At 55.5% G+C, this 14,070-nt stretch carries 14 protein-coding genes; 9 read left to right on the forward strand and 5 right to left on the reverse strand.

From position 1 onward, the window contains the following. The first annotated feature begins 66 nt into the window (after positions 1-66). The 5 genes from typA to fabY all read left to right on the forward strand — a co-directional run bounded on the left by typA (position 67) and on the right by fabY (position 4,898). Complete coding sequence (gene typA, locus NKJ21_RS24350; protein WP_008807909.1) at positions 67-1,890, forward strand: ribosome-dependent GTPase TypA; 1,824 nt, start codon at positions 67-69, stop codon at positions 1,888-1,890. Between the two features lie 134 nt (positions 1,891-2,024). Beyond that, the gene (gene yihX, locus NKJ21_RS24355) at positions 2,025-2,624 is read left to right on the forward strand and encodes a glucose-1-phosphatase (RefSeq protein ID WP_008807908.1); all 600 of its coding nucleotides are present in this window, start codon (positions 2,025-2,027) and stop codon (positions 2,622-2,624) included. Then, positions 2,618-3,478 (forward strand): virulence factor BrkB family protein, encoded by an 861-nt coding sequence (locus NKJ21_RS24360; protein WP_008807907.1) that lies wholly within the window; start codon positions 2,618-2,620, stop codon positions 3,476-3,478. Before yihX ends, NKJ21_RS24360 begins: the two co-directional genes overlap by 7 nt. Next, positions 3,475-3,912, forward strand: a complete 438-nt coding sequence (dtd, locus tag NKJ21_RS24365; protein ID WP_012543288.1) for a D-aminoacyl-tRNA deacylase — start codon at positions 3,475-3,477, stop codon at positions 3,910-3,912. The genes NKJ21_RS24360 and dtd overlap by 4 nt, the downstream gene beginning before the upstream one ends. A gap of 44 nt (positions 3,913-3,956) precedes the next feature. After that, positions 3,957-4,898 carry a fatty acid biosynthesis protein FabY gene (fabY, locus tag NKJ21_RS24370; protein WP_012543287.1) on the forward strand — a complete coding sequence of 314 codons (942 nt, stop codon included), beginning with the start codon at positions 3,957-3,959 and terminating at the stop codon, positions 4,896-4,898. Between the two features lie 14 nt (positions 4,899-4,912). Here the strand turns inward: fabY and NKJ21_RS24375 are convergent, their stop codons facing one another. Beyond that, positions 4,913-5,830 carry an alpha/beta hydrolase gene (locus tag NKJ21_RS24375; protein ID WP_117108959.1) on the reverse strand — a complete coding sequence of 306 codons (918 nt, stop codon included), beginning with the start codon at positions 5,828-5,830 and terminating at the stop codon, positions 4,913-4,915. A gap of 204 nt (positions 5,831-6,034) precedes the next feature. Between NKJ21_RS24375 and NKJ21_RS24380 the strand changes: the two genes are divergently transcribed. Together NKJ21_RS24380 and NKJ21_RS24385 are read left to right on the forward strand one after the other, a co-directional pair. Beyond that, on the forward strand, positions 6,035-6,277 hold the full coding sequence (locus NKJ21_RS24380) for a CopG family transcriptional regulator (RefSeq protein ID WP_004150355.1): 243 nt from the start codon (positions 6,035-6,037) through the stop codon (positions 6,275-6,277). Then, positions 6,277-6,660 carry a type II toxin-antitoxin system VapC family toxin gene (locus NKJ21_RS24385; protein ID WP_008807903.1) on the forward strand — a complete coding sequence of 128 codons (384 nt, stop codon included), beginning with the start codon at positions 6,277-6,279 and terminating at the stop codon, positions 6,658-6,660. Before NKJ21_RS24380 ends, NKJ21_RS24385 begins: the two co-directional genes overlap by 1 nt. A gap of 173 nt (positions 6,661-6,833) precedes the next feature. Here NKJ21_RS24385 and fdhE read toward each other — a convergent pair whose 3' ends face one another. The 4 genes from fdhE to fdnG are packed head-to-tail and all read right to left on the reverse strand — an operon-like array spanning position 6,834 to position 12,357. Beyond that, positions 6,834-7,763, reverse strand: coding sequence for a formate dehydrogenase accessory protein FdhE (fdhE, locus tag NKJ21_RS24390; RefSeq protein WP_080783273.1), 930 nt, complete (start codon positions 7,761-7,763; stop codon positions 6,834-6,836). Next, complete coding sequence (gene fdoI, locus NKJ21_RS24395; protein WP_008807902.1) at positions 7,760-8,395, reverse strand: formate dehydrogenase cytochrome b556 subunit; 636 nt, start codon at positions 8,393-8,395, stop codon at positions 7,760-7,762. The genes fdhE and fdoI overlap by 4 nt, the downstream gene beginning before the upstream one ends. After that, positions 8,392-9,294, reverse strand: coding sequence for a formate dehydrogenase subunit beta (gene fdxH / locus NKJ21_RS24400; protein WP_002882822.1), 903 nt, complete (start codon positions 9,292-9,294; stop codon positions 8,392-8,394). The genes fdoI and fdxH overlap by 4 nt, the downstream gene beginning before the upstream one ends. 12 nt (positions 9,295-9,306) lie before the next feature. Then, complete coding sequence (gene fdnG / locus NKJ21_RS24405; protein WP_254733263.1) at positions 9,307-12,357, reverse strand: formate dehydrogenase-N subunit alpha; 3,051 nt, start codon at positions 12,355-12,357, stop codon at positions 9,307-9,309. 156 nt (positions 12,358-12,513) lie between these two features. Here fdnG and fdhD point away from each other — a divergent pair, with 156 nt between their 5' ends. Further along, positions 12,514-13,350, forward strand: coding sequence for a formate dehydrogenase accessory sulfurtransferase FdhD (gene fdhD / locus NKJ21_RS24410; protein ID WP_012969233.1), 837 nt, complete (start codon positions 12,514-12,516; stop codon positions 13,348-13,350). 128 nt (positions 13,351-13,478) lie between these two features. Then, positions 13,479-13,691 carry a YdgH/BhsA/McbA-like domain containing protein gene (locus NKJ21_RS24415; RefSeq protein WP_004127125.1) on the forward strand — a complete coding sequence of 71 codons (213 nt, stop codon included), beginning with the start codon at positions 13,479-13,481 and terminating at the stop codon, positions 13,689-13,691. The last annotated feature ends 379 nt before the right edge of the window (positions 13,692-14,070 follow it).

A 14,070-nucleotide genomic window follows, 5' to 3' on the forward strand; every position in this document is an offset into this window, starting at 1 on the left:
TCCTGTTCAGTCCTTCGCTTAATACGTGTACAATAACGCGCTATTTCTAATGCCTGAGGCAAAGTTGTGATCGAAAATCTGCGTAATATCGCCATCATCGCGCACGTTGACCATGGTAAAACTACCCTGGTTGACAAGCTGCTACAGCAATCCGGTACGTTCGACGCACGTACTGAAGCACAAGAACGTGTGATGGACTCCAACGATTTGGAGAAAGAGCGTGGGATTACCATCCTCGCGAAAAACACCGCAATCAAATGGAATGATTACCGTATCAACATCGTTGATACCCCAGGGCACGCCGACTTCGGAGGTGAGGTTGAGCGTGTTATGTCCATGGTTGACTCTGTGCTGCTGGTGGTCGATGCCTTTGATGGCCCGATGCCGCAAACGCGCTTCGTGACCAAAAAAGCTTTTGCCCACGGCCTGAAGCCGATCGTGGTCATCAACAAAGTTGACCGCCCGGGCGCCCGTCCGGACTGGGTTGTCGATCAGGTCTTCGACCTGTTCGTTAACCTTGATGCGACCGACGAACAGCTGGACTTCCCGATCGTTTACGCGTCCGCGCTGAACGGTATCGCGGGTCTGGACCACGAAGACATGGCTGACGACATGACCCCGCTGTACCAGGCGATTGTTGATCGCGTGCCGGCGCCGGACGTTGACCTTGACGGTCCGCTGCAGATGCAGATCTCTCAGCTGGACTACAACAACTACGTTGGCGTCATCGGTATCGGCCGCATCAAACGCGGTAAAGTGAAGCCGAACCAGCAGGTCACTATCATCGATAGCGAAGGCAAAACCCGTAACGGTAAAGTCGGTAAAGTGCTGACTCACCTGGGTCTGGAGCGTATCGAGAGCGACGTAGCCGAAGCTGGCGACATCATCGCGATCACCGGTCTGGGCGAGCTGAACATCTCCGACACCATCTGCGATCCGCAGAATGTCGAAGCGCTGCCGGCACTGTCCGTTGATGAGCCGACCGTAACCATGTTCTTCAACGTCAACACCTCGCCGTTCTGCGGTAAAGAAGGTAAGTTCGTTACCTCTCGCCAGATCCTGGACCGTCTGAACAAAGAGCTGGTGCACAACGTGGCGCTGCGCGTTGAAGAAACCGAAGACGCTGATGCGTTCCGCGTTTCCGGCCGTGGTGAACTGCACCTGTCCGTTCTGATTGAAAACATGCGTCGTGAAGGTTTCGAGATGGCGGTTTCCCGTCCGAAAGTTATCTTCCGCGAAATCGATGGCCGTAAACAAGAGCCGTTCGAAAACGTGACGCTGGACGTCGAAGAGCAGCACCAGGGTTCTGTCATGCAGGCGCTGGGCGAGCGTAAAGGCGACCTGAAAAACATGAATCCAGACGGTAAAGGCCGCGTACGTCTCGACTACGTGATCCCAAGCCGTGGTCTGATCGGCTTCCGTTCAGAGTTCATGACCATGACTTCTGGTACCGGTCTGCTGTACTCCACCTTCAGCCACTACGACGACGTTCGTCCGGGCGAAGTGGGTCAGCGTAACAATGGCGTACTGATCTCTAACGGTCAGGGTAAAGCGGTTGCGTTCGCCCTGTTCGGTCTGCAGGATCGCGGTAAGCTGTTCCTCGGCCACGGCGCTGAAGTTTACGAAGGCCAGATCATCGGTATTCACAGTCGTTCTAACGACCTGACGGTAAACTGCCTGACCGGTAAGAAACTGACCAACATGCGTGCGTCCGGTACTGACGAAGCAACGGTTCTGGTTCCGCCGATTAAGATGACCCTGGAGCAGGCTCTGGAGTTCATCGATGACGACGAACTGGTAGAAGTGACCCCTACGTCTATCCGTATCCGTAAACGTCACCTGACTGAGAACGACCGTAAACGCGCAATGCGCGGTGCAAAAGAAGAGTAATTTTTCTTCTTGTTGTTCGCTAAACCCCGCCTCTCCGGCGGGGTTTCTTTTTTTCATTCCTGCATCATACGCCAATAGTCAAATCCTGCCTTTCCCGCTAAAGTTAATTTTCCACGGCGCGGAAGGAGACAAAAATGCTCTATATCTTTGATTTAGGTAATGTGATTGTCGACATTGACTTCAACCGGGTATTGGGAGCCTGGAGTGATTTAACCCGCATCCCGCTGGCGACGCTGAAGCAGCATTTCACCATGGGAGAGGCTTTCCACCAGCATGAGCGTGGCGAGATTAGCGATGAAGACTTTGCCGCCGCCATGTGTCATGAAATGAATATGTCCCTCAGCTATGAGCAGTTTGCTCACGGCTGGCAGGCGGTATTTGTCGCGCTGCGCCCGGAGGTAATTACCATCATGCATAAACTTCGTGCCCAGGGGCATCGGGTGGTGGTGCTCTCCAATACCAATCGTCTTCACACCACATTCTGGCCCGATGAATACCCGGAAGTGCGCGCTGCCGCCGATCGCATTTATCTGTCACAGGAGATGGGATTGCGTAAGCCTGAAGCGGAAATTTATCTGCGAGTACTGGAAGAAGAGGGATTTTCCGCCGCAGATACGGTCTTTTTTGATGATAACGTCGATAATATAGCAGGGGCCAACCGGTTAGGGATCACCAGTATTCTGGTGACCGGGAAGAAGACCATCCCTGACTATTTCGCGAATCAGCTATGCTAAAAACCGTTCAGCAAAAATTACACCACCATACCCGGCCGCTGCTGGCTTGGCTTAAGCTGCTGTGGCGGCGCATTGATGAAGACCATATGACGACCCTGGCGGGGAACCTCGCCTATGTGTCATTACTTTCCCTGGTGCCGCTGATAGCCGTCGTGTTCGCGCTGTTTGCGGCCTTTCCCATGTTTTCCGAAGTCAGCGTGCAGATTCGCCATTTTATCTTCGCCAATTTTATTCCGGCGACCGGGGATGTGATTCAGGGGTATATCGAACAGTTCGTGGCTAACTCCAGCCGTATGACCGCCGTAGGCGCGTTTGGCCTGATCGTCACCTCGCTGCTGCTGATGTACTCGATCGACAGCGCGCTAAACACCATCTGGCGCAGCACGCGCAGCCGTCCCAAAGTTTACTCCTTTGCCGTTTACTGGATGATCCTGACTCTTGGCCCGCTGCTGGCAGGCGCCAGCCTGGCGATCAGTTCGTATCTGCTGTCGCTGCGCTGGGCGAGCGATCTGGACGGCGTGATTGATAATCTACTCCGCCTCTTCCCGCTGATCCTTTCATGGGCGGCATTCTGGCTGCTCTACAGTATTGTACCGACCACCCAGGTGCGTAACCGCGATGCAGTGATCGGGGCGCTGGTGGCGGCGCTGCTGTTCGAGGCAGGTAAAAAAGCGTTTGCCCTCTATATCACCACCTTTCCGTCCTATCAGTTAATTTATGGCGTGATTTCGGTGGTGCCGATTTTGTTCGTCTGGGTGTACTGGACCTGGTGTATCGTCTTGCTTGGCGCTGAAATTACTGTCACTCTCGGTGAATACCGCAAACTTAAAACAGAAGAAACAGAACAACCATGATTGCATTAATTCAACGCGTATCCCGTGCAAGCGTTACCGTGGAGGATGAAGTGACGGGCGAAATTGGTCCGGGGCTTCTGGTGCTGCTGGGCGTCGAGAAAGACGATGATGAACAAAAAGCGAATCGCCTTTGTGAACGTGTGCTGGGCTACCGCATCTTTAGCGATGCGGAGGGAAAAATGAATCTGAATGTCCAGCAGGCGGGCGGCAGCGTGCTGGTGGTTTCGCAATTTACGCTGGCGGCCGATACCGAGCGGGGGATGCGTCCGAGTTTCTCGAAAGGTGCAGCACCGGACCGTGCCGAGGCACTGTATGAGTATTTCGTCGCCCGCTGTCGTCAGCAGGAAATGAACACCCAGACCGGAAGATTCGCTGCGGATATGCAGGTTTCTTTGGTCAATGATGGTCCCGTGACCTTTTGGTTGCAGGTATGACCCAGCTTCCGGGCAGGCTGCGGGTAACAAAAGAGAGTACGACTATGTATCACCTTCGTGTACCGCAAACAGCAGAAGAGTTAGAGAGCTACTACCAGTTCCGCTGGGAGATGCTGCGTAAGCCGCTGCATCAGCCAAAAGGATCGGAACGCGACGCCTGGGATGCGATGGCGCATCATCAGATGGTGGTGGATGAAGAGGGCAATCTGGTTGCCGTCGGCCGACTGTATATCAATGCGGAAAATGAAGCCTCCATTCGCTTTATGGCCGTTCATCCCTCCGTACAGGATAAAGGGCTGGGGACGCTGATGGCGATGACCCTGGAGTCGGTAGCGCGTCAGGAAGGGGTGAAGCGGGTCACCTGTAGCGCCCGCGAAGATGCGGTGGAGTTTTTCGCCAAGCTTGGCTTTGTCAATCAGGGGGAGATCACTACCCCGACCACCACGCCGATCCGTCATTTTCTGATGATTAAACCGATCGCGTCGCTGGACGATATTTTGCACCGTGGCGACTGGTGCGCGCAGCTCCAGCAGGCGTGGTATCAGCATATCCCGCTGAGTGAAAAAATGGGCGTACGCATTCAGCAGTACACCGGGCAGAAATTTATAACCACCATGCCGGAAGCGGGGAACCAGAATCCGCACCATACGCTGTTTGCCGGTAGCCTGTTTTCGTTAGCGACCCTGACCGGATGGGGACTTATCTGGCTGATGCTGCGCGAGCGGCATCTGGGGGGCACCATCATTTTGGCGGATGCGCATATTCGATACAGTCAGCCCATTAGCGGCCGCCCCAGCGCCATCGCCGACCTGGGATCGCTGAGCGGCGACCTCGACCGCCTGGCGCGTGGGCGTAAAGCCCGCGTGCAAATGCAGGTGGAGCTTTTTGGCGATGATAAACAGGGTGCGGTTTTCGAGGGGATCTACATCGTGCTGCCGGCGAAGCCTTTTGGTTCGTACGAAGAGGGCGGTAACGAGGAAGAGTAAGCGCCCTCTGGCCGTTATCGTCCTGGCGATGCCACACGCCAGGCGATATCCCGCATAGCATCACGCGCGGCGTGGCTGACGCCCCCCAGCTGAAAGAAGCCGTGGATCACCCCCAGATAACGCTGACAGGAACTCTCCACCCCTTGCTCCGTCAGCCTTCGGTACAGCACTTCGCCCTCATCGCGTAAAGGATCGAACTCAGCTGTCAGAATATGCACCGGTGGCAGCCCGTTAAAATCTTCTCGCCAGAGTGGACTGGCATCCGGATGGTTTGCCGGCGTCGAGGCGAGGTACATTTCGTAGCCGCTCAGTAGCGTGTCCCGGGTAATCACATAGTCATCGCCATTGCTGAGGTAGCTCGCCATGCTGGCGGTGGGGTCAAGCATCGGATAAATCAGAATCAGTTGTGCAGGATGCCACGCCGCTTTCGCTTTCAGGCGCAGAGCCGTGACCAGGGCGAGATGACCTCCGGCGCTGTCGCCGGCCAGCGTGATACGCGAGGCATCAATGCCAAGCTGCTTTGCGTGCTGGTGAATAATCGTAGCACCTCGTTCTGCATCATCGTGCGCCGCCGGAAAGGTATGCTCCGGCGCCAGGCGGTACTGTACAGCGATCACCCGGCAACCGCTGAACATGGCTAACTGACGGAGTTGGTTATCGTGGGTGGTAAAGCCGCCGCTGACAAAACAGCCGCCGTGGTAGTAGATAAGCGTGGGTAGCAGGCCGTCGGCTGTGGGCGGTGAAACGACGCGGAAGTGCATCCCCTCCAGGGTGATATCCTCCACCCGCACTCGCGTTTCCGTCTCCCCGGCGAGTACCGCACTGGCGATATAGCCGGCCCTCCGATCATCAATATGTTGATCGCGCGATGACGGACGACCTGCCGCAATAAATGCCTCAACCAGCGAAGCAATCCCTTTCTCCAGCGCCATATGTAGTTCCTTGTACTGTTTTAATATCCAGTGTTATAGCCTGGATTATGGCGAAAATACAGGCCTGTTGAGGTCGCCTGTGCATTATGGAAAGCGGCTCGCAAAAAAGCGTTTACCTGGCAAAATCCTTTTTGTTTCCGATTTCAAAAGCTGTAGATTGCTCATAACTTCATCACTGGTGATATACTTGAGGTATATATGAGCATGATGGCTGAAAGGGATATGGGCAGAATTCTTCTCGATTTATCAGACGATGTCATTCAACGTCTCGATGACCTCAAAGTGCAGCGTAACATTCCGCGAGCGGAACTGTTACGTGAAGCGGTTGAACAATATCTGGAGAAACAAGATCGAGCTAAAGATACCATCTCCAGTGCGCTGGGTCTGTGGCAAGACTGCGAAGAAGACGGCATGGAATATCAACGTCAGCTACGCAAGGAGTGGTAATGACCTCCGGATCTGCGCTTTTTGATACCAATATTCTTATTGATTTATTTAGCGGGCGTCGCGAAGCCAAACAGGCGCTGGAGGCCTGGCCACCGCAGAATGCGATCAGTCTGATTACCTGGATGGAGGTGATGGTTGGCGCTAAAAAATATCACCAGGAGCAGCGTACGCGAATGGCGCTAAGCACCTTTAATATCATTAACATCTCACAGGATATTGCAGAGCGAAGCGTTGCGCTGCGGCAGGAGTATAAGCTTAAGCTGCCGGATGCCATCATTCTGGCGACGGCGCAACTCCATCGTCTGGAACTGATTACGCGGAATACGAAGGATTTTGCCGGTATTCCTGGCGTAGTCACGCCGTACGAACTACACCCTGAATAATTCGAGTGGCAGGAGGACGACAAGGGAGCGACAAACTCGTCTGAAACGAGTGTGTCGAGCCAAAGGCTGGTCTCTGATGACAGTCAGTGACGCGGGTGAGTCATTCCTGACTACGCTCGTATCGCAAGAAGGAAAGCGGGCGGCAAGAGCCGCCCGAAATCACACTGCAGAACTTACTCCCCTTCGCCGGGGAACATGAACGGGTTAATTGAGCTCCTGGCGAAGCCTTCCTGTTCCATACGGGCGTCGAGCACCAGGGACGCCAAATCGTCGGCGACGGCTTCGACTTTCGGATCCTTCTCCTGATACATAATCTTCAGGTAGGTTCCGCAGTCGCCACAGCTTTCGGCTTTCACCGCTGCCTGCTCGTTGTCCAGCGACCAGTAGTGCAGGTCGCGGCTCTGTTCACAGTTGCTGCACTTGACGCGCACCACGTGCCACTCGGTTTCGCACAGGTTGCAGTGCAGATAGCGCAGCCCCTGAGTGGTGCCGATCTGCACGATGCTGGAGACCGGCATCGAGCCGCATACCGGGCAGAACTGACGCTGTTCGCCGTATTCGGCGCGCGCTTTCCCCGGGATCAGGCTGGCCATCTGCGCCCAGTAGAGCGACAGCGCGGCCCAGATGAACGGCGCTTTATCACTGCTGACGGAGGCGAAGTCGGAAACAAACAGCGCGCAGGCCATCTGCTCCAGCTCCTGCTCAGAGGCTTTTTCCAGATTCTCAATGACCGCCAGCGCCGGGCCGCTCATTTCCGGCTTCAGCTCGGCAATCAGCGAGTGCAACAGCTTGTGCCAGTGCTTGTCGCGCGGCAGAACGTGGATATCCAGCGGCGGTTTACCCTGTTCGCTGGCCGCTTTAATGCGAGCCGTCAGATCCATCTGCAGCGGATGGTCGTACAGCACCACTTCCTGGGCATGGGCGATCAGCGCGGCAAAGCGCAGGTAATCGCCCAGCGGGTTGTTGGCGGCCAGCTCACGCAGGCGTTCAGCGCGGCGGTTATACAGATTTTTCAGCCTGGGGAACAGTAACGGCGGAATTGCTTCCGCCGTGCGTTTCTCGCTCGAACCCAGCTCGTCTTGCGGGATTATGCGAATACTCATTCAGATGACTTTTCCTGTTTCTGGCGGACCTCTCGGTACCAGCGCGGGTGATGTTTCTTCGCCCACGTTTTGGTAACCCAGCCTTCCACCATCGCGGTAATGGTGCCTTTCACCCAGAGGGCGGCGTAGATATGCACCATGATAACCACAATTAACGCCACTGCGGCAAATGAATGCAGCATCAGCGCAAATCGGATCACCGGGATTGAGAAAGCCGGCGCAAAATACGGACGCCAGATGATCACACCGCTCACCAGCAGCAGTACCAGCAAAATAATCGCCGCCCAGAACACGCATTTCTGGCCGAAGTTATAGCGCCCGGTATCGCCCACCTCCTCGTTGACGACGATCTTACGAATATTCTTCGCCCAAAAGATATCATCCCGATTGATTAGGTTGTGGTGCCAGTAACGGAAAAACATGATGATAAACGACGCGAACATCACCACCCCGACGAACGGGTGGAGAATACGCGCTAGCTGCGGCGTACCGAGAATATGCATCAGCCAGTTAAAGGACGGGAAGAAAAAGCCTAACCCGCTCACTGCCGCCAGGACGAAGCAGAAGGCGGTGACCCAGTGGTTGATGCGTTCCGGCGCCGTGTAGCGCACGATGGTGTCACGTCTTTTCATTTGCGCACCTCGTCTTTCTCTTCATGCAGGTTGTCCTCTTCCTCTTCCGCGCGGTTCGGACCGACGCCGACGTAGTGGAAGATACTGGCTGCGAAGGTCGCGGCGAAGCCGACGGCCGCCAGCGGTTTCCAGATGCCTTTCCAGAACTTCACGGTCTGGCTGATCTCCGGGTTTTCCGGCAGGCCATGGTACAGATTCGGCTTGTCGGCATGGTGCAGCACGTACATGACGTGGGTGCCGCCGACGCCGGCCGGATCGTACAGGCCCGCATTGTCATAACCGCGGGTTTTCAGCTCAGCCACGCGTTCACCGGCCAGCGTTTTCATATCCTCTTTGGAGCCAAAGTGGATTGCGCCGGTCGGACAGGTTTTCACGCAGGCAGGCTCCTGGCCGACGGTCACGCGGTCTACGCACAGGGTACATTTGTAGACGCGGTTGTCTTCCGGGTTCAGACGCGGTACATCGAACGGACAGCCGGCGATGCAGTAGCCGCAGCCGATACACTGCTCGGACTGGAAGTCGACGATACCGTTGGCGTACTGAATGATTGCGCCTTCTGACGGGCAGGCCTTCAGGCAGCCCGGGTCCGCGCAGTGCATGCAGCCATCCTTACGGATGAGCCATTCCAGCTTGTCGTTTTGTTCCACCTCCGAGAAGCGCATGACCGTCCATGACTTGGCGGTCAGATCCGCCGGGTTGTCATACACCCCGACGTTGTGACCGACTTCATCACGAATATCGTTCCATTCGGAGCAGGCCACCTGACAGGCTTTGCAGCCGATACAGGTGGTGACGTCGATAAGCTTCGCCACCTCCTGCTGGTGGTCCCGCGCCTGAGGCGCGGGGGTGAAACCGTTAGTCGCGGAACGACGAATAATATCTTGCGATTGATAAGCCATAAGTCGTCTCCGTTACACCTTTTCCACGTTCACGAGGAAAGCTTTGAACTCCGGTGTCTGCGTATTCGCATCACCGACGAACGGCGTCAGGGTATTAGCAATAAAGCCTTTTTTCGCTACGCCCTCATAGCCCCAGTGAATAGGAATGCCGATGGTATCGATATCCTTACCGTCAACTTTCAGCGTGCGAATACGCTTGGTCACCACTGCCTTGGCTTTGATATAGCCGCGGTTAGAGGAAACTTTCACGGTATCGCCGTGGCCGATGCCAAGCTTATTCGCCAGTTTTTCACCAATCTCCACAAACTGCTCCGGCTGCGCGATGGCGTTAAGTAGCGCGTGTTTGGTCCAGTAGTGGAAGTGCTCGGTCAGGCGGTAAGTGGTGCCGACGTAAGGGAACTTATCGGCCTTACCCATCTGCTCGAGATCGCCTTTGAAGACGCGAGCGGCCGGGTTAGAGACCACGTTTGGATGCAGCGGGTTAGTCCCCAGCGGCGTTTCAAACGGTTCGTAGTGTTCCGGGAACGGCCCTTCCGCCATTTTATCAATAGCGAACAGACGGCCCATCCCTTCCGGCTGCATGATAAACGGACCGACGTCGCTGCCAGGGGCGGCGGCGCTGTAGTCCGGAATATCCACGCCGCCCCATTTCGCGCCGTCCCACTTCAGCAACTGACGCTTCGCATCCCACGGTTTACCCTGCGGGTCCGCGGAGGCGCGGTTATACAGGATGCGGCGGTTGAGCGGCCAGGCCCAGGCCCAGCCCAGCGTGTTGCCGAGGCCTGACGGGTCGGCGTTATCGCGGCGCGCCATCTGGTTGCCGTCCGGCGTCCAGCTACCGGCGAAGATCCAGCAGCCGCTGGAGGTGGTGCCATCATCGCGCAGCTGGGCAAAGGAGCTCAACTGCTGCCCTTTCTTAACGATCACCGCGCCGGTCGCCGGGTCGGTGATATCCGCCAGCGCTTTACCATTGCTTTCCATCGCCACTTCTTCAGATGCCGGCTCGTGCGGAGTGGAGTAGTTCCACGTCATGTTGAGCACCGGCTCCGGCGCTGGTCCGCCCTCTTCGGCATACATCTTACGCAGGCGAGTGAAGATACCGGCGAGGATTTCACCATCGGTGACAGCGATCCCCGGGGCGTCCGCGCCTTTCCAGTGCCACTGCAGCCAGCGGCCGGAGTTGACGATCGACCCGTTCTCTTCAGCGAAACAGGTGGAGGGCAGGCGGAACACTTCGGTCTGGATTTTCGACGGGTCAACATCGTTCGACTCACCGTGGTTTTGCCAGAAGGTGGACGTTTCGGTGTTCAATGGGTCGATGGTCACAAGGAACTTCAGCTTCGACAGAGAAGCCACCACCTTGTTTTTGTTCGGGAACGAAGCGACCGGGTTAAAGCCCTGGCAAATATAGCCATTCACTTTGCCCTGATTCATCATCTCGAAATACTGCAGAACGTCGTAGCTCTTATCCCACTTCGGCAGCCAGTCAAAACCCCAGCTGTTTTCTGCCGTAGCTTTGTCGCCGAAGAAGGCTTTCATCATGGAGACGAAGAACTTCGGATAGTTGCCCCAGTAGTTGACCTGGTCTTTCAGCAGCGGCTTCGGCGTGTTAGCTGTCAGGTAGGTCTGCAGGTCGGTCTGTTTTTCATTCGGCAGCGACATGTAGCCCGGCAGGCTGGTGGAGAGCAGGCCGAGGTCGGTCAGACCCTGGATATTGGAGTGACCGCGCAGGGCGTTGACGCCGCCGCCCGCCATCCCCATGTTGCCGAGCAGCAGCTGGATCATCGCCATGGTGCGGATGTTCTGTGCGCCGATGGAGTGCTGGGTCCAGCCGAGAGCATACAGGAACGACGCGGTCTTATCCGGCGCGCTGGTTTCGGCAATGTATTCGCAAACTTTAAGGAAGTCGGCCTTCGGCGTACCACAGATGTTTTCGACTACATCCGGGGTATAACGAGAAACGTGCTGCTTCAGCAGGTTCCAGACGCAGCGCGGATGTTGCAGCGTGGTATCGCGTTTGGCGAAGCCGTTCTCATCCAGCTCATAGTTCCAGCTGGTTTTGTCGTACTGGCGTTTTTCTGCGTTATAGCCGCTGAACAGCCCGTCGTCGAAGCTATAGTCCTCACGCACGATCAGGCTGGCGTTGGTGTAGGCTTCGGTGTATTCGCGGTTGAATTTTTCGTTATTCAGCAGGTACAGGATCACGCCCGACAGGAAGGTAATGTCGGTACCGGAACGAATAGGGGTATAGAAATCTGCCACCGACGCCGTACGCGTAAAGCGCGGATCGATAACGATGAGCTTGGCGCCATTATGAATTTTGGCTTCCATCGCCCAGCGGAACCCCACCGGATGCGCTTCTGCGGCGTTACCGCCCATCACCACGATCAGGTTGGCGTTCTTAATATCCACCCAGTGGTTGGTCATCGCACCGCGACCAAATGTTGGAGCAAGACTTGCTACCGTTGGTCCGTGTCAGACACGCGCCTGGTTATCTACCGCCAGCATCCCGAGGGCGCGGGTGAATTTTTGCGTTAAATAGCCGGTTTCGTTACTGGAGGCGGAGGCGCACAGCATCCCGGTGGTCAACCAGCGGTTGACGGTGGTGCCGGCGTCGTTTTGCGCGATAAAGTTGGCGTCGCGGTCCTCTTTCATCAGCTTGGCGATGCGATCAAACGCTTCGTCCCAGCTGATTTGCTGCCATTTATCGGAACCTGGCGCGCGATATTCCGGGAATTTCAGGCGGCTTTCAGAATGGATAAAGTCCACCAGACCGGCCCCTTTCGGGCAGAGCGCACCACGGTTAACCGGATGATCCGGATCGCCTTCGATATGGAAAATGGATGCTTTGGCGTTTTTTGCGCCGTCGCCGAGGCTATACATCAACAGCCCACAGCCGACAGAACAGTATGTACAGGTGTTACGGGTTTCGCGCGTGCGCAGCAATTTGTACTGCCGTGTCTCCGCGAGCGCAGTCGCCGGGGCAAAGCCCAGCGCTGCTGCCGTGGTTCCCGCCATACCGCCAGCGCAGATCTTAAAGAACTGCCTTCTGCTGACCTGCATGGTTCGCTCCTTGTTTCGACATTGTCACATGTAGTTATTTGCTTTGCGGTGAAGGCCGCAAAGGTTCAGAATTAGGGCTAATTTCCCTCATTCCTGAAGGGATAAAAACAGAATACCACATTGTGTGTATGCCTGTTCCAATACGGTTAAAGCAAAGTGAACAAGAAGCCTCTCGAACAAATCAAAAATGTGACGAATGTCACAGGATATCGCCAGGTCTCCCTCTGGAAACGCGAGGATCTGCAACACCCTCAGCCAGACGAGTTAGCCGAAGAAATTCCCGTCGCGCTGGTCTACAACGGTATCTCCCATGTGGTGATGATGGCCACGCCGAAAGACCTGGAGCAATTCGCCGTCGGCTTTTCCTTATCCGAAGGGATTATCGAGCATCGGCGGGAGATTTTCGGCATGGACGTGGTGTCGGTGTGCAATGGCCTTGAGGTACAGATTGAGCTCTCCAGCCGACGTTTTATGGGGCTCAAAGCCCGGCGTCGCGCGCTGGCCGGGCGCACCGGCTGCGGGGTATGCGGCGTCGAGCAGCTCAATGATATTGGTAAGCCAGTTCAGCCGCTACCGTTCACTCAGACGTTCGATCTAGCCAACCTCGACCACGCCCTGGCGCATCTTAACGACTTTCAACCGGTCGGCCGGCTCACCGGCTGTACCCATGCGGCTGCCTGGGTCAGGACGACTGGCGAGCTGGCGGGCGGTTTTGAAGACGTTGGCCGGCATGTCGCCCTGGATAAACTGCTGGGCCAGCGCGCGGAAATTGGCGAGGACTGGCAGCATGGCGCCGCGCTGGTCTCCAGCCGCGCCAGCTATGAAATGGTGCAGAAGGCCGCGATGTGCGGCGTCGAGATCCTGTTCGCGGTCTCGGCGGCCACCACCTTAGCGGTGGAAGTGGCCGAGCGCTGCAATCTGACGCTGGTGGGCTTTTGCAAGCCGGGCAGGGCGACAGTCTACACCCATCCGCAGCGTTTAATTGCGGGTTAAATATCGATCAATAAATTTGAACAATGACAGCAAATCCTTCCGCTTTTTGTTTAGCGATGTGCGGGCTACTATTTAACACATCAAGGCACGGCGCCTTATCTAAACAACTAAATGAAAGGGTTTATATCATGAAAAGCATCAAAACTTTTGTCGCAGTAATCGCACTGGCCGCTTCTTTTGGTTCATTCGCTGCTGAAACCGTGACTGCAACCGCTGCCACGATGGATGGTGCGGAAGCGAAAATCGCTGCTCAGGCGCAGGCTGCTGGCGCTTCGTCTTACAAAATTACCGAAGCCTTTACCGGCAACCGCGTGCATATGACTGCGGAACTGAACAAATAAGCATAAAGTTACTGTCGAAAGAGCGCCTTAGGGCGCTTTTTTTGTTTCGCTTCCCGCATCGGCGAAATTACCCGATATTCCCCTCTGCTACGAAAAAAATGTGGCAGTAATCACGTTTCCGTTCTTTTCTTAAATCCCTATATTAACGGCAAAGGAAAGGTCTGCACGCCTGAATATCTCGATATTTTAACGCTATGAAATATAAAGATATTAAAAACAGAAAGCGATGGCGATCACCCTCTTTAAATGAGATGTTTATCACATAAATAAGCATGTCACTGCTACTGTCAACCATTCACTGACGTAATTTAATACGCATTATGTGATCTTTATTGCAAATAGAAGGCTTGTACTCAGGGAAAAATGTTGTCAGGCAAAT

The organism is Klebsiella sp. SWET4 (genome assembly GCF_024296565.1).
Classification (GTDB): Bacteria; Pseudomonadota; Gammaproteobacteria; order Enterobacterales; family Enterobacteriaceae; genus Klebsiella; species Klebsiella variicola.

Excerpts from the sequence above, each read along its gene's own strand:
- yihX (WP_008807908.1), top strand. The coding sequence starts at position 2,025 with ATGCTCTATATCTTTGATTTAGGTAATGTGATTGTCGACATTGACTTC.
- NKJ21_RS24360 (WP_008807907.1), top strand. The coding sequence starts at position 2,618 with ATGCTAAAAACCGTTCAGCAAAAATTACACCACCATACCCGGCCGCTG.
- dtd (WP_012543288.1), top strand. The coding sequence starts at position 3,475 with ATGATTGCATTAATTCAACGCGTATCCCGTGCAAGCGTTACCGTGGAG.
- fabY (WP_012543287.1), top strand. The coding sequence starts at position 3,957 with ATGTATCACCTTCGTGTACCGCAAACAGCAGAAGAGTTAGAGAGCTAC.
- NKJ21_RS24375 (WP_117108959.1), bottom strand. The coding sequence starts at position 5,830 with ATGGCGCTGGAGAAAGGGATTGCTTCGCTGGTTGAGGCATTTATTGCG.
- NKJ21_RS24380 (WP_004150355.1), top strand. The coding sequence starts at position 6,035 with ATGATGGCTGAAAGGGATATGGGCAGAATTCTTCTCGATTTATCAGAC.
- NKJ21_RS24385 (WP_008807903.1), top strand. The coding sequence starts at position 6,277 with ATGACCTCCGGATCTGCGCTTTTTGATACCAATATTCTTATTGATTTA.
- fdhE (WP_080783273.1), bottom strand. The coding sequence starts at position 7,763 with ATGAGTATTCGCATAATCCCGCAAGACGAGCTGGGTTCGAGCGAGAAA.
- fdoI (WP_008807902.1), bottom strand. The coding sequence starts at position 8,395 with ATGAAAAGACGTGACACCATCGTGCGCTACACGGCGCCGGAACGCATC.
- fdxH (WP_002882822.1), bottom strand. The coding sequence starts at position 9,294 with ATGGCTTATCAATCGCAAGATATTATTCGTCGTTCCGCGACTAACGGT.
- NKJ21_RS24415 (WP_004127125.1), top strand. The coding sequence starts at position 13,479 with ATGAAAAGCATCAAAACTTTTGTCGCAGTAATCGCACTGGCCGCTTCT.